The 16,058-nt window shown below is 38.9% G+C and carries 13 protein-coding genes; 5 read left to right on the forward strand and 8 right to left on the reverse strand.

The window, feature by feature from the left end:
• Positions 1 to 25 precede the first annotated feature (25 nt).
• The 4 genes from SLP02_RS22705 to SLP02_RS22720 all read right to left on the reverse strand — a co-directional run bounded on the left by SLP02_RS22705 (position 26) and on the right by SLP02_RS22720 (position 5,329).
• Complete coding sequence (locus SLP02_RS22705; protein WP_413467418.1) at positions 26 to 1,696, reverse strand: peptide ABC transporter substrate-binding protein; 1,671 nt, start codon at positions 1,694 to 1,696, stop codon at positions 26 to 28.
• 470 nt (positions 1,697 to 2,166) lie between these two features.
• Positions 2,167 to 3,399 (reverse strand): BaiN/RdsA family NAD(P)/FAD-dependent oxidoreductase, encoded by a 1,233-nt coding sequence (locus tag SLP02_RS22710; protein WP_319422999.1) that lies wholly within the window; start codon positions 3,397 to 3,399, stop codon positions 2,167 to 2,169.
• 458 nt (positions 3,400 to 3,857) lie between these two features.
• Positions 3,858 to 4,742: a YHYH protein gene (locus tag SLP02_RS22715; protein WP_319423000.1), complete on the reverse strand. Its 885-nt coding sequence runs from the start codon at positions 4,740 to 4,742 to the stop codon at positions 3,858 to 3,860.
• A 92-nt stretch (positions 4,743 to 4,834) separates the two neighbouring features.
• Positions 4,835 to 5,329, reverse strand: coding sequence for a Spy/CpxP family protein refolding chaperone (locus SLP02_RS22720; RefSeq protein WP_319423001.1), 495 nt, complete (start codon positions 5,327 to 5,329; stop codon positions 4,835 to 4,837).
• Positions 5,330 to 5,492: 163 nt separating this feature from the next.
• Between SLP02_RS22720 and SLP02_RS22725 the strand changes: the two genes are divergently transcribed.
• From SLP02_RS22725 to SLP02_RS22745, 5 genes are all read left to right on the forward strand, one after another.
• Complete coding sequence (locus tag SLP02_RS22725; protein WP_319423002.1) at positions 5,493 to 6,770, forward strand: sensor histidine kinase; 1,278 nt, start codon at positions 5,493 to 5,495, stop codon at positions 6,768 to 6,770.
• 15 nt (positions 6,771 to 6,785) lie between these two features.
• Entirely contained in the window at positions 6,786 to 7,433 is a 648-nt protein-coding gene (locus SLP02_RS22730; protein WP_319423003.1) for a response regulator transcription factor, read from the forward strand.
• Between the two features lie 553 nt (positions 7,434 to 7,986).
• Positions 7,987 to 8,859, forward strand: coding sequence for a ferredoxin:protochlorophyllide reductase (ATP-dependent) iron-sulfur ATP-binding protein (bchL, locus tag SLP02_RS22735; protein WP_413467277.1), 873 nt, complete (start codon positions 7,987 to 7,989; stop codon positions 8,857 to 8,859).
• 181 nt (positions 8,860 to 9,040) lie between these two features.
• Positions 9,041 to 9,463 carry a DUF5331 domain-containing protein gene (locus tag SLP02_RS22740; RefSeq protein ID WP_319423004.1) on the forward strand — a complete coding sequence of 141 codons (423 nt, stop codon included), beginning with the start codon at positions 9,041 to 9,043 and terminating at the stop codon, positions 9,461 to 9,463.
• Entirely contained in the window at positions 9,460 to 10,866 is a 1,407-nt protein-coding gene (locus tag SLP02_RS22745; protein WP_319423005.1) for a ferredoxin:protochlorophyllide reductase (ATP-dependent) subunit N, read from the forward strand. Before SLP02_RS22740 ends, SLP02_RS22745 begins: the two co-directional genes overlap by 4 nt.
• 53 nt (positions 10,867 to 10,919) lie before the next feature.
• On the opposite strand, the gene SLP02_RS22750 is transcribed toward SLP02_RS22745, so the two are convergent.
• The 4 genes from SLP02_RS22750 to cimA form a co-directional block, all read right to left on the reverse strand.
• Positions 10,920 to 11,288 carry a hypothetical protein gene (locus SLP02_RS22750; protein ID WP_319423006.1) on the reverse strand — a complete coding sequence of 123 codons (369 nt, stop codon included), beginning with the start codon at positions 11,286 to 11,288 and terminating at the stop codon, positions 10,920 to 10,922.
• Between the two features lie 29 nt (positions 11,289 to 11,317).
• Positions 11,318 to 12,463 (reverse strand): GIY-YIG nuclease family protein, encoded by a 1,146-nt coding sequence (locus SLP02_RS22755; protein WP_319423007.1) that lies wholly within the window; start codon positions 12,461 to 12,463, stop codon positions 11,318 to 11,320.
• 331 nt (positions 12,464 to 12,794) lie between these two features.
• Positions 12,795 to 14,399 carry a DUF6930 domain-containing protein gene (locus SLP02_RS22760; RefSeq protein WP_319423008.1) on the reverse strand — a complete coding sequence of 535 codons (1,605 nt, stop codon included), beginning with the start codon at positions 14,397 to 14,399 and terminating at the stop codon, positions 12,795 to 12,797.
• 21 nt (positions 14,400 to 14,420) lie between these two features.
• Positions 14,421 to 16,049, reverse strand: a complete 1,629-nt coding sequence (gene cimA / locus SLP02_RS22765) for a citramalate synthase (protein ID WP_319423009.1) — start codon at positions 16,047 to 16,049, stop codon at positions 14,421 to 14,423.
• Between the last annotated feature and the right edge of the window lie 9 nt (positions 16,050 to 16,058).

A 16,058-nucleotide genomic window follows, 5' to 3' on the forward strand; every position in this document is an offset into this window, starting at 1 on the left:
GCGATCGCCGTACTCCAAAAATTGATTACTGTTCTTGACGTTTCCAGTTCATAATGTCCCAAGTTCGCATATCCCAGGCAGTCAAATGATAGCCAGTCAGACTATTACTAAAGGCAGCAACATCAGCCCGATGAACTAAGGGAATAACTGCTGCATCTTTAATCAACAGATCATTCATGGCAATAAATAATTGAGTACGCTTTTGAGGATCTAACTCCTGACTGGCTTCTTGCCACAGTTGATCGTATTCAGGATTACAGTAGCGAGAATTGTTGTCTCCTGACCAATTGTTAGCTTTTTGAGGAATTTGTTTACAGGTCATAAAATTCATATAGGCACCAGGATCGGGACTGGTATTGCCCGTAGTAAACATCTGTAAATCAGCATAAAAATGTTCTACCGTGTCGTTATTACTAGGATCGCTGGAAAAATAAACGCCAGGGTCAATGCTTTTTAGTTCGACTCCTACGCCGATAGACTGTAAACCTTGCTTGACTACCGTTTGTGTTTTTTGCCGTAGAGGATTGACGGAAGTTTGGAACACCATCTGCATCTCAGCACCATTTTTATCGCGGATGCCGTTACCGTTGGTGTCTTTCCAGCCTGCTTGGTCTAATAGTTTTTTCGCTTTTTCTGGATTATATTCATAGCTGGTATTGGCTGAAACATATTCTGGTGGGGCGACTAAAAAGTTAGGAGTGGCTTTACCCGTAACGCCATATAGCTGTTCGGCAATAATATCCCTGTCTATTGCTAAGTTTAAAGCTTGACGGACTTTGCGATCGCTTAAAAAAGGATGGGGAAACTTGATGCTTGAACGTTCTCCCGATGGGGCTACTTTATTAGGATCGCTGTGGTTAATAATAATTCGTTCCATCAGCGCGCCATAGTTGGAGACTACTGCCCCTTGTCCTGCTGCTTCAAGTTCTTTTAGTATGGGGGCTTCAACCTGGAGATTATAGGCAAAATCTGCATCACCTGTTTGCAGTACAGCCCTAGCTGCGGATGTGGCATCACCACCACCTTTAAGCTCAATTTTCTTGAAGCCTAGCCGATCTACCTGTCGAAATTCAGGATTAGGTTCATAAATCACCATATCCCCTGGTCTAAAGTCTACAACGCGATAAGCACCTGTCCCAACAGGCTTAAGATTGGCTGGTGCTTCCCTAGCGTTTGCACCATTGTAAGCTTGATAAATATGTTTAGGTAAGATCATTCCTTCTCCACCAACAAAAGCTAGTGACCAAGCGGGATTCACTTGCTTGAAGTTTACTTTAACCGTATAGTCGTCAACTGCTTCAACGCTTTTTACCACATCATAAGTACCAGAAGTGACTGCCCCCACCTTGGGGTTACTAAGAAATTGATAGGTAAAAACTACATCCTGAGCGGTAAAAGGTTGACCATCAGACCATTTGACATTTTGTTTAAGTTTCCAGGTAACAGACTTGCCATCAGCAGCCACTCCACCATTCTCAGTACTAGGTATCTCAGCAGCTAAAAAAGGAATTAAGTTGCCCTTATTATCAAAACTGGCTAGAGGCTCAAGGGTAATACGACTAGCTTCTGCGTCTTTAAACCCTGTGGAGAGATGGGGATTGAGAATAGTGGGCGCTTGCCAGTAAAGTAATTTGAGGGTGCTGCTTTGCTGAGTGCTAGATGAATTGGGGCGATTGCCACAGGCAGTAACAGCAATTGTTAAACCTAAAAATAAGCAAAATTGAGAAATAAACTTGGCAACCACAGACCACTCCTTAACCAGTTTTGATTATGGATGATATTGTATCGCAGTACGTTGATCGGTTAGGACAGAAGAATTGACCAACGGTCACAGCAGCGCGAGAAGCCGTTGCGGGGATTCCCTCCGTTGAAGCTATTGCTGAGGGCGAGGCTCCATACGCAAGAAGGCTTCGTCCGTTTAGAAGTCCCCGTGCTGTTCCGTTTAGGAACAGCTTCATGCGGGACGTGGCGGAGTAATCTATGACTGCTCGTAAGTAGCCAAGGGGTACCCCCCGCAGGGAGTAATAAGTTATAAGTGTCTTGATGCAAGTACGTATTGCTGTAGTCGGTATTTCTCCTCGCGCGCGACCTCTTTTTATTTATAGCAGTTTTTATTTAGGCGATCGCTCTTAGGCAAGCAAGAAGATTAAAATATTATAGAGTGAATTAAATAGTTGCGATCGCTTGACCTGCTAACCAAGAAGTCGTCCAGGCACTTTGAAAATTAAACCCTCCTGTCACGCCATCAATATCTAATACTTCTCCTGCAAAATATAGCCCAGGACATTTTTTGCTTTCCATAGTCTTAAAATTTACTTCTTTAAGACTTACTCCACCACAGGTAACAAATTCTTCTTTGAATACTCCTTTACCCTTAACCTCATACTGTCCTTGCACTATCTCCAACACTAGTTTATTTAATTCTTTTTTACTAATCTCTGACCAAATTTTGTCGGGTTTAATTTCTATATAGCTAACAAAGCTTTGCCAAAGGCGTTTGGGCAATTCTACAGGACAGTAATTAACTATTTTTTTCTTAGGATTAGTTTCTTTTACTGTGATTAACTTCTGCTTTAAAGTTTCTTGGTTATATTCAGGCAGCCAATTAATTTGTAAGCCAGAATCATATTTAAGATCGTATAAAAATCTGGCACTCCAAGCGGATAATTTGAGGATAGCAGGGCCACTTACGCCCCAATGGGTAATCAATAACGCCCCTGCTTGTTCTATTTTATGCTTGCCTGTACCCAGCTTAACTTGAGCATTGCTAACGCTGACTCCCGCTAGACCTTGCAAACGAGGATCTCTAACATTCAAGGTAAATAATGATGGGACTGCCGACTCAATTTTGTGTCCTAAGTTTTTTGCCCAACGATATCCTAAAGGATTACTACCTGTAGCGATTAGCAGGCGATCGCATTTTAATTCTTTGCCGTTTTTTAATTCAACCTGAAAATAACTTTTGTTTTCTTCGTCATGAAACTGCTTAACTGTCTTTACCCCAGTTCCAGTTAACAACTTCACATTTGCCTTATCTGCTGCTTGCATCAGGCAATTAATAATTGTTTGTGAATCATCAGTAACAGGAAACATTCTGCCGTCGGCTTCGGTTTTTAACTTTACCCCGCGTGACTCATACCACTGCACCGTATCTTTGGGTTGAAAACGGGTAAATGCACCCCGTAAAGCTTTTCCGCCTCTAGGATAATGCTCAACCAAACGAACAGGATCGAAACAGTTATGAGTTACATTACATCTGCCACCACCAGATATGCGAACTTTAGCTAAAGGCTTTTGTCCAGCTTCTAATAAAGTTACTTTAAGTTGGGGATTGGCTTCAGCACAGGCGATCGCACCAAAAAAACCTGCTGCACCACCACCAATAACTATTACCTTCAAATTATTCTTTTAATATTGTCAAATTAGACTATGAAAATAGTTTATCAAATACTGCTTAGAGCTTTTTCAATATCTTCTAGTTTTTGCAATACCCCATATCAAGCCAGATATAATCGCAGTCAGTAACAATATCATAATCACTCCTCCTGGTAGGAAGGTAATAAAACCGATTCCTCTGAGGATATATAGGGCAATAAAACCCATCAGGGAAATAAAGAATATGTTAAGTAACATGGCTTTTAAGCTTCCAATGATAAATTTAAACAACCATCATAGATTTCCCTCAAATATATAACACAATAGTTCGGACAAAATTTAGCTTGAAAGGCTAACTGATTACTAATTAGGGAATGGTGGGCATGACAAAGCAATACCAAACAAACCGAACGTCATTTTAGATCATGCCCACCCTACAATTTGCTGATTACTGCCCAACTGTCCTAGCTGATTATAAAGATTCATGGGGTGGTGGGGTGAGTGTCGGAGGATGACCTCTTTAGATCGCGCCTTGGTGGCATTCGATGCTGCTTAATAAAATCAGACATCTCTATACTCACTTTTCCCGTAAAGCAGCCAATCGATGAATTGACATCCTTGATATCTGGTAACACGTAGTGATAAATGCCCTGCGGAAATTCAGGGGTTGCGCTAGTTATGCCGTTACAGGCATCAAGCTGATCTACTGTAATCTTGCTGCCGTCTAAGGCGCGATCGCCATAAATAGGGAAGCCATCAAATGCCACACCAATAATATGTGAAGCCTCCCCCTCTGCATCCACTGTACGAGTAATACATTTGGGCAAACCGTGGTAATGATAGTCTCCCATCGGCGTGGGATGACCATTACAACTATCGAGGAAAGCTACATCCTGACCATTGGCAGACTTCATCGTAAAGTTGTCGCGTAGGGCAACAGTCTGGTTATCGCCTTCATATGGATTGAACATCGCCGCACCAGAGATCATCACTCCAATCGCTCCCAAATTAGTGCGGGTGGGCTTATCACTCTTCACAGGTTGCAGTGGAATAGTGAAATCATAATTCTGGGCAATCGTCGGATCGGAAACCACTTGAGCGGTACTCGGATCGGGAAGTATCATGCCAGCATTAGGCACGATATATTCTGCTTCGCGCTTATGGTTAGGAATACCATTCGAGACAAACCTAAAAGACTTATCTATGTAACTTATGGTGACATTATTGCCCCACTTTGCAGCCTGGACACCAGCAAGCGTAGAAGGTATTGACAATGATGAAACTAAATAGGTAGGCAATATGACCGCTAAAATAGTCAGCATTAAGGCGATCGCCAGCCAGAGATATTTGCGAAAAGAGCGATTCATGATCATATTCGTTTGTAAGGGCGAACGGCTGTTCGCCTTTACGAGATATTTGTAGTAAGAACTATTTAATTTGATGTTATCAGAAAGGTCTGTTAGCGAGCAGATCTTTTGCCTTTATGTTGTTCCATCAATGTAGCCATTTTTGCTCTTTGTTCGCTGGTTAATATTTCCCTTGTCCGCAGCATAGTCTCAAAGCGATTATTATCTGCTTGCTGATGGAGTTTTTCAGTTTTTTGGTGTTGTTGTCGTAATTGTTCGGTACTAGCATCACTGGCTAATAGCGATCGCATGGATTGGCGTTGTGACTGCATTTGCTCCCGCAAAGCCTCTTTGTCAGTTTTAGACTGGTTTTGTATTGCTTCGATTCTTTGCTTTTGTTCTGTACTGAGATCTAGCTGTTCGAGCAGTTTGTTCATTCTTTCACCGCGATCGCCTCTTTTTCCTCGTTGGTCGTGATTTTGTGCTATTTTTCCCATAGTTGTCATTGATTCTTGAGCGTTATTGTCTTGGTTTAAAGTCGCTGCATAAGTACCCAGAGGTAAAATTAATAAAGCTGCTGTTATTGCGGAAAAAGTTTTCTGGTTCATCAATTGAAATCTCCTCAAATAGCGAGAATTATTTAGTTATTACAATCCTAAGAAACCAAGTATTAAACCACCTCGATCTAAACTCCTAAATCTTTTTGGTACTTTAGGACTATTGCCATAACTCATACTAAGTAGATAAATTGAAAAATCATCCTGGTAATCAATGGCTAACTTCAAACATAAACACCCTTTTCGATTACTGCTCTATCTAGAATGGATCTTGTTGGGAATTGCCTTAATAACTTCATTTAGTGGATTAATTTCTCATCCTCATCCTCGGCATCTTTCGGGACTTCAGCCAACTTGGTTTAGTTTTTTGGGAATTTTCTGTATCGCCATTTTGGGCTTAATGGGTTGGAAATTGCCACGCAACTCTCAACTATTAAAACAAGTTCATATTATGTGTGGGTTTGTTCTCTGTTGGTTAATAACTTTGTTGGCAATCAGCGGAGAGAGAATTTTACCAGTTTTACTTTTAATAGTGGCAATTCGCGCCTGTTTATTATTTTCTTGGAGTGGCAGAGTTTGTGTTGCGATCTTTGCTTATATTTCGTTTTTAACCGTACAAATAATGTCTTTGATGAGAATTAGTCTGTGGGGCATGAGTTTGGGTAGACCATTACCTCCTATTCTCAGACGTTTACCACCAGATGAATTACGGCGAGTAATGTTTGGCTTGGTTTTTAATTCGGCATTGTTATTCGCTTTTGTCTTAGCATTTGTACTTTTATTAGTTGGTGCGCTATTGGCAGAGTATGAGAGTAGAGCTAAGTTAGTTCAAGCCAACCGTCGTTTAAGAGAATATGCGCTACAAATCGAAAATCAGGCAACCTTACAAGAAAGAAATCGCATTGCCAGAGAAATCCACGATTCAGTTGGTCATTATTTAACCGCTCAAAGTATTCAGTTGGAAAATACAGCGGTGTTTTTAACTCAAGATCCGCTCAAAGCCGCTAGTCATTTGGCAAAAGCCAGACAGTTAGGCAAAGATGCTTTGGCTAATATTCGTGCTTCTATAGCGACTTTAAGAAATGACCCAATCAAAGAGCGATCGCTCTTGACAACCATAGAAAAATTAATCCTAGAGTTTCAGTCTAATACCAATATCGCGATCGCTTCAGAAATTGATTTGATTTCTACATTACCCACTGAGGTTAATACCGCCTTGTACCGTATTGTTCAAGAAGCACTAACTAACATTAGCAAACATAGTCAAGCAACCAAAGTACACTTATCCTTAAAAGAAACGGCTGAGAAGATTTTGCTCTCCATACAAGATAATGGCTGTGGCTTTAATCCAAGCGATAATACTACTGGCTTTGGTTTACAAGGAATGAAAGAGCGTACCGCAGCGTTACCAGGAAAAATTGCGATTATAAGTAAATACGGTCAAGGATGTCTAATCGATGTGGAAATTCCCTTGTCTAAGCTTAATTATTAATAATTCATTAAAATTATGATTCGCGTGTTGTTGGTAGACGATCAAAGTATTGTGCGTGAAGGGTTATCCAGCCTTTTGCAGACTCATCCTGATTTGGAAGTTGTCGGTGAAGCAGAAAATGGTCAAATAGCAATAGAGCGATCGCTTTCTCTTCAACCTGATGTAGTATTAATGGATATCCGAATGCCAATTATGGACGGAGTAGCAGCAATTCGTATTCTTCAAGAACAAGCACCAGAAATTAAGATTTTAGTCTTAACTACTTTTGATGACGATGAATATGTTACTCAAGCAATAGCCTATGGCGCGCAAGGCTATTTACTCAAGGATACTCCTTCAGCAGAATTAGCTCAGGCAATTCGTTTGCTCAATAAAGGCTATAGTCAAATGGGACCAGGGTTGTTGGCTAAAGCAATGAATAACTCTTCTATTCAACAAAAACCTGATGCTATTGCCAATATCCCCGCAGAATTTGCCCTCTTAACCACCAGAGAAAAAGAAGTACTGCAACTAATTGCTACAGGACATAGTAACAAAGAAATTGCGGTTAAATTGTACATTACAGAGCGTACTGTAAAAAACCATGTTAATAGTATTTTACGCTCTTTAGATTTACGCGATCGCACTCAGGCTGCTATCTTTGCCAATAGTTTTCGACCCTAATTTTTAGCAAACTTTATATATGTTGATATTTAATGCCTAATTGCTAAAAAATTAACTCTTCGTTACTTAAAAAAAATCTCGATCTTTAATCAACCAGAAATTAGTGGGTATTTACCGAGATTACTAGTATTGCGATCGCTATAACTGCTCTATACTCAACAGCTTATTGAAGACTATAGGCTATATTTATCAAGGCTTTGAGCTAATTCTTATTTTAAAGCTGCTTTAGTTAGGGAGTTTGCCAATAATCTAGCTTTTTATTTAATAATTGGCTTTTTTGTCTTTTGTCTTTATTTATTATAAATAAGATCACAAAATATGCTTTTTAGTTTTTATTAGGTTTCTAATAAAGATTGAACTTATTAAAAACGAACATACAGGTATATAATCTTAAATACCCTTTACAAAGCCAGTTTTCAAAGAGAAACAGCCTTTATTTTCTGGTTCAATTAGCTCATAATGCAGACATGGACGTAAAACCAGATACAAAAATTACGCCAAGGGCGATCGAGCTTAAATAAACTCTTATATTAAAAAGCAAGGAGAAACAAACGTGGGTCAGATAAGATTAGCAGTTTACGGCAAAGGCGGAATCGGTAAATCTACAACTAGCTGCAACATTTCCGCAGCCTTGGCAAAGAGAGGCAAAAAAGTATTACAAATTGGCTGCGATCCTAAACACGACAGCACATTTACCCTGACAGGATTTCTCATTCCTACTATTATTGATACCCTTCAAGAAAAAGACTTTCACTATGAAGACATTTGGCCTGAAGACGTAATCTATGAAGGTTATGGCGGAGTAAGCTGTGTAGAAGCGGGTGGACCTCCTGCGGGTGCTGGTTGTGGTGGCTATGTAGTTGGCGAAACCGTCAAGCTACTTAAGGAATTAAATGCTTTTGATGAGTATGACGTTATTTTGTTTGATGTCTTAGGTGACGTCGTATGTGGTGGCTTTGCTGCACCGCTTAACTATGCTGACTACTGCATGATTGTGACTGATAATGGTTTTGATGCCTTGTTTGCAGCTAACCGCATTGCAGCCTCCGTTAGAGAAAAAGCTCGTACGCATTCATTGCGTCTGGCAGGTTTGATTGGTAATCGAACTTCCAAGCGGGATTTGATTGATAAGTATATTGAAAGCGTACCTATGCCTGTGTTGGAGATTCTTCCTTTAATTGAAGACATTCGCGTATCTCGTGTTAAGGGTAAAACCTTGTTTGAAATGGCAGAAAGCGATCCTTCCCTAGCTTATGTGTGTGACTACTATCTCAACATTGCCGATCAGCTTTTGGCTGCACCAGAAGGAGTTGTCCCCAACGAAGCACAAGATAGAGATGTATTCTCCTTGTTGTCTGACTACTACCTAAATCCTCCCGCAGCTAAAGCAGACAAAGAGGAAGAATTAGACATGATGATGGTTTAAATCAATGATCAATGAACAATTATCAATGAACAATGGATAATTAGCGATCGCAATTTAACTTAGAGATGCAATTTGTTGTGTCTCTAATAAGGATTAATAATAAATTAAGCCAGTTTTCAACTTCAAAGTCAATTCTGGGAAAAATAGATTTATCAACAAATTTATTTGGACTAGAAAAATCATGTCAGACATTCTTGCACAACCAGAAAAATTTAAAACTGAATTAAAAGAAAAGTGGTTGAATTACTACCAAGCAAACCGCAGTTGGCTACAGCACTATATGGATAATGATAGTGGCTGGAGTGATGATGTTGAATATGACAAAAAAGAGTTGAAAAGCTTGGAACTTGATAGAGATTATGATCCTCGTCGTCCAGAATGTTATTTCATTCTAGGCGTTGTTAGTGTCCTAGAGCCATCAATTCAGGGCTTATTGTCCTTTGCGGGAGGTTTGACTACCGAATCAGAACAATTAGTTGAAGCTTTGGGACTAAATTTTGACCCTGAATTGGAATTAAAAAAGCGATCGCAAAAAACAACAAATCAACAATTAAATTTAGATTCACAATATTTAGACCAAGTTAGAGAGGAAACCAAAACATGACCGTTGCCCAAGATCAACCCAGTGCATTAAATTTTGAATGTGAAACTGGGAATTATCATACCTTTTGCCCGATTAGCTGTGTAGCTTGGCTATACCAAAAGATTGAAGATAGTTTCTTTCTTGTCATAGGCACAAAAACCTGTGGCTACTTCCTGCAAAATGCTATGGGAGTAATGATTTTTGCCGAACCTCGCTATGCGATGGCGGAATTGGAAGAAGGAGATATTTCCGCTAAGTTAAACGATTACGAAGAATTAAAAAGATTGTGTGTGCAGATCAAACGCGATCGCAATCCTAGTGTAATCGTCTGGATTGGTACTTGCACCACCGAAATCATCAAAATGGATTTGGAAGGTTTAGCACCCAGATTGGAAGCGGAAATCGGAATTCCGATCGTTACCGCCCGTGCTAATGGTTTAGACTATGCCTTTACTCAAGGGGAAGATACCGTCCTTGCTTCCATGGCGCATAAGTGTCCTACCAAACCACCTAAATTAGAAGAAGAGAAAAAAGAGCGCAATGCTGTTTCTAGCCTACTCAACTTCGGGCGCAAAAAAGAGGATGTCACTCAGCAAGAATCTGAGTATAAAGACCATCAGCCTTTAGTATTGTTTGGTTCATTACCCGATCCTGTTGTAACCAACCTCACTTTAGAACTTAAAAAGCAAGGAGTCAAAGTATCTGGTTGGCTACCCTCCAAACGCTTTACCGAACTACCTGTAATTGAAGAAGGATATTATGTAGCAGGAGTAAATCCTTTTCTTTCTCGTACTGCTACTACCCTGATGCGTCGCCGTAAAACTAAGCTTATCGGCGCACCTTTCCCTATTGGTCCTGATGGTACAAGGGCATGGATTGAAAAGATTTGTTCTGTATTAAACATTGAACCTCAAGGATTAGATGAAAGAGAAGCTAAGATCTGGGAGGGTCTAGAAGACTACATCAAGTTAATTCGCGGTAAGTCTGTCTTCTTTATGGGGGACAACCTGTTAGAAGTATCTTTAGCACGTTTTCTTATTCGTTGCGGTATGACCTGTCCTGAAATTGGTATTCCCTACATGGACAAACGTTACCAAAAAGCGGAACTAGAATTACTAGAAAAAACCTGTAATGACATGGGTGTTCCTTTACCTACTATCGTTGAAAAACCTGATAACTATAACCAAATTCAACGCATTTACAACCTCAAACCAGATTTAGTCATTACTGGTATGGCACACGCCAACCCTCTAGAAGCCAGGGGTATTAATACAAAGTGGTCAGTTGAATTTACCTTTGCCCAAATTCACGGCTTTACTAACGCCCGCGATATTCTTGAGTTGGCAACTCGTCCCCTACGTCGTAATACTAACTTGAAAGAATTGGGTTGGGATAAGTTAGTTCAAGAAGAAGCAAAAGTTTAAGTAATAATTAAACAGTTTAATTCTAGGGGTATTTAATTCAATTACCCCTATTTTTATTTGGTGATATTTTCCTTTATGAACGTCAATTTCAATCCTGGTAAATCGGCTTCATTAAGTCTCCTTGTTATCTCTTGTTTTGCAGCTTCAAAAGTAGAATATTGCTCACTCATTCCAAAGGGAATCCAAACGCTATATTTCATTTTCTCCAGTTTAATATTAACTTTCGCTGGGGAAATAAATTTTCGTGGCGATACATAAAATTTTTCAACAGCACTTTCATCATTGTTTAAGCCCGTAGATGCTTTGGCAAAACCTTTTAAATATTCTTCTACTAATAACCAACCTTTTTTATCTACTCCAGCTAATAAATAAATAGTATCAAATTGGTCAAATGAAGTATTGATGATTTTACCGTTAACCATTCCATAGATAGAATTTTGACTAAAAAAAGTTAATTATCAATGGTTTGTTGAAATAAATATATTGCTTTTGTGCTAATATTAAAGCATCGAAGATATAGACCTATACGATTTTCATACCTCTGTTTATTATATATAATATTTCCTCTGTCGTATTTATTATTATCAATTCCTCTACTTATTAGCAATTCATCAATTGTAGTGAAATCAGAATCAATTGGTCTTGATTTGATTGGGCGAGAACGACTGCCTACTCCTCTTTTTCCTGTTTTATGATCTTCGCTAAATTTATAGAATTTTTGTTTTACAGCTTTAGTATCTACCGATTCATTAAACAGTAAAGGAATTAAATCTAAGGTGTAAGGTTTAATTCTTTGTAATCTTATTTTGTTTGATTGTTGTTCTGAATTGCAATTTTGAATTGTAAAAAGTGATTCTGGAGTTACAACTTTGAATGATTCTTTCGCAATTTTGGTATCATTATATTTTTGAGTATTTTCCTTTCCTAGCCAAACACTCAAATCATTCACTTCGATAACATGACCATTGACATTTAGACGAAACATAAAAGGATAGCCTTTAGGAAAACCTTCCCATTTACTTGCGTAAGCTTTGCGAGTACTAAATGCTTTTTTGATTAATGCTTGATGTTCGTTGACCGATTGAGGATTTAATGTGGTTTTAAAAGCATTTAAATCCAAACAGATATGAATAATTGGTAAATCTAATATTTGCTCTTGTATCAGCCATGCTATGCCGATTCTATCCTTTATTTCTCTTCGAGGTGGTTCAACTCCTAAGATGAAAGCGAAGTCAGATATAGTAGCAATTGTTTCTCTCAGTAAAGTTTCTGTAGGACGAACTTTTTTACTTTTAACAGGACTATTGTTGAGATGTGGATTATATTTTTTTATTTGTTGTTTTTCTCTTCGATCTAGTTCAGAGAAATTAATTTGTTCGTAATAAATATTAAAGTACTTATGTTTTAGATGTTTTAACTGATAAATTCGATGATGGGCTTTACCTTGCCAACGTTTACATATATTCTTAGCTTTTCCTATGTACCAAACTATTTGCTTTTCATCAACAACATAGTATATCCCCGAATATTCTGGTAATAACTCTTTCGTTTCCAAACTTACTTTCGGAAGATTTAAAATTTTAGAATCAGCAAGCAATATATTTTACTCCTACAAGCTCTGATTTACTAATTCTATTTTTTCATGTTATGTTCATTAAAATAAGCCATAAACTAAGCTGTTTATATAGTAGATAAAGGTAAAAATTAAGGATAAAACTAATTATTAGAAGAATTGAAGGAAGTACAAAGAGAATAATAGTAAATAAGTCAATATAGTATGGTTATTTAATGGTCGGATTAAGATCGATTATTTTTAGTCACAATACCAAAGTTGAGCGATCGCTTAGGTTATGTAGAATATCCAGACAACATGGCTAGCACTCAAATATCATTATTGATAAATAAATATATCAAGGTTAAAAAACAGACTATAATTCAAAATTAGGCATCAATTGTAAAACTCCCATGCCCAATTCTGAACCTTTAATGGACTTCAATTCAAATAAAGCCAATATATCTTTTGCTTGAGGATTACCACGGTTGACTCCCGTCACTCCCATGGCAATTACCAAACTACAGTATCCTTTTGTTTGTTGGCAGCGTTGATGCCATTTTTCTAGGGCTTTAACCTGCTGCGCTACATCATGAGAATATTCGGCAAATATAAATAGCTCATCACTTCCTGTTTGTAACATACCCAAATCATAAATTTCTCCGCTAAAAGGATCGTTACCAGGATTGAAGCAAACTGCTTTCAAGCCTCCAGCAGCGTGAATTTTGGTGATTAGTTCTTTGGCTTTAGGACGGGTAGTTTGAATAAAAATTGTCGGCAATGTTTTACCTTTAGATACAATTCCCAAAGATTGATAGTAAGTTTTTGACTGATGTTTTGCTTGTTCAATTAGCTCCCCAGAAATACTAGCAAGGCTAATCAAAGCACCATCAGGGATTAAATCTTCTTGGATAGGAATATCTATTTCTTGGGTTTGGTCGCGATCGCTCGTACCCAGATTTAATAATTCTTCTGCTAGTTCTGGCAAGGTAGAAACTGTAGTCGAGATGGTTTTCTTGTCCTTGGCAAATTCTGGTAAAGATATGCGATAGGATTTTGATATCGCCTTAATTGGCTCTGTCTCTAGTGCTTGACGATTGTTTCTACAAAAGCGCAACAAAGATTCTAGAGCAATATAAACTATTTTTGCTTCTTCCTCGTCCAAGAAAGGACGCATTCCCTCAAAAGGATGAAGGCTACCAAAAAAAGGTTCAATTTGAGTGATGTTTAATAAGTCTTCTTCTTCTAACTCTACCTCTTCGTAATTCAGAAACCAGCAGTCTTGAGCTAAGAAAGCCCGTTCTAATTCGGCTGCTGACTTGTTTTCTCCTAAAGCAGCAGAGCGAAAATTTTTCAGAGAATCTAAAGAGCGATATAGCAATACCCCATATTCTGCTGACATCATGCCCATAACGCACAAATATACCTGCTCGATTTCACAATCTTTAAATTCAATCTGCACAATATCGCTATCGGCTAGTAACTCCCAAGGAGAATTTTGCCAAATTTTGTCAGCTACCTCTTTAATCGGTTCTTCGTATAGTTTTGGCAAAGTAGATAGTTGACTATCATCCATCTCTGAAAATCCCTCAAACAGCCGATCGATTAAGGGAAGCTGAGGAGAATATTCAATATTTATCTCTAAATCCTGTAATACACCCCGCAAGAAAAACTGAAGTTCGCGATCGCGCACGATAATTTTTTGGGGACGATGGGGTTGTCCAGGATGATGAGGAGATTCAATGGCTCGTAATAAGGTTCTGGCGATCGCTTCAATACCTGTCTCTTCAGAAACGACATCCATTGCCCTAACTGCTCCTTCAGAGCCATCTACCCAAATTACGCACTCTTCATCGGCATTTTGATCGTTGTCTAAATGAAATGCCATATTTCCTAATGGACGACGATCGCCTTCCCAAACGCCTGGAACTTGGGCAATTTTTATTAGTCTACTTTTAGTTGTGGGAGGGAGAGTCGTCATAAATATTTTAAATTACCTTGCTTAATTAGTAATACCTACTTTATTTTTCTGGGCAGCCTGCAATAATAAACCATACTCTATACCTTCGACTAGTGCCTGATAAGAAGCATCTAGAATATTTACCGACACGCCGATAGTTGTCCACCGTTCTACCCCATTACTTGATTCTACTAATACACGGGTTTTAGCTGCTGTGCCTGCATTACCGTCCAAAATACGCACTTTATAATCTGCTAAATAGCAGTCGGCAATCTGAGGATAAAACTTAACTAATGCTTTGCGTAAAGCACTATCTAAAGCAGCCACAGGACCATTTCCTTCTGCCACCTCTAATAATTTTTTACTATCTACTTCTACTTTTATGGTAGCTAAAGCTTTGCTGGCTAAGTTATCTTCTTGATGAATATTGCAGTGAACTTGGAAACCCTTTAGCTGAAAAAGCTGTTTATGAGGATAAAGTATCGAACGCATTAGTAATTCAAAACTAGCCTCAGCAGCCTCAAACTGATATCCCTGGTTTTCTAAAGTTTTTAGCTTCTCTAAAATTTGACGGCAGGTAACGTCTTGTTTACTCAGGTTAATGCCAAACTTAGCAGCATAATGTAAAACATTACTTAAGCCTGATTGATCGGAAATAACAATACGTCTTTGATTACCAATTAATTCGGGTTGAATATGTTCGTAAGTTAAGGGATTTTTCTCAACGGCTGAAACATGAACCCCCGCCTTATGAGCAAATGCCGATCGCCCGACAAACGGCGCACAATCATCAGGAGCAAGATTGACTATTTCGCTAATATAACGACTGTTAGGACTTAGCTGTTCTAGCTGCTGCTCTCCCAAGCACTGATAGCCTAACTTTAGCTGTAGATTGGGAATTAGAGTGCAAAGATTAGCATTTCCGCATCTTTCACCATAACCGTTGATAGTTCCTTGTACCATCGTTGCCCCTGCTCTGACAGCAGCGATCGCATTGGCTACCGCCGTTCCTGAGTCATTGTGGGTATGAATACCAAGCTGCCCTACTTCACTGTTCTTTAATTCGGGAATTGCGCCTATTACCTCAGTTACAGTTTGACTAATTTCGTGAGGTAAAGTGCCGCCGTTAGTATCGCACAAAACTAGCCATTTTGCCCCAGTTTCCAAAGCTGTTCTCAGAGTTTTAAGAGCATATTCAGGGTTATGCTTATAGCCATCAAACCAGTGTTCAGCGTCGTATATTACTTTTCTACCTTGGCTACGAAGATACTCAATTGTATCGGCGATCATAGCTAGATTTTCTTCAAGGCTAGTTTTCAAAGTTTCTTGGACATGGAGATCCCATGACTTACCAAAAATAGTTACCCAAGAAGTTCCCGCAGCTAAAATCGCCTGAAGCATCTTATCTTCTACTGCATCCAAATTAGGACGACGAGTAGAACAAAAAGCCACCACCTGCGAGTTTTTTAGTGGTTCTTCTTTTAATCGCCAAAAAAACTGCACATCTTTAGGATTTGCTCCCGGCCATCCCCCTTCAATAAAGGGAACTCTCATTTGATCGAGCCTGTGGGCAATTTTGAGCTTATCATCTAAGGACAGAGAAATTCCCTCTCCTTGAGAACCGTCTCTTAAGGTGGTGTCGTAAATCCAAATTGGTGATTTTTGATTCATGAAGTCAAT

It is taken from the genome of Pleurocapsa sp. FMAR1 (assembly GCF_963665995.1).
Taxonomy (GTDB): Bacteria; Cyanobacteriota; Cyanobacteriia; order Cyanobacteriales; family Xenococcaceae; genus Waterburya.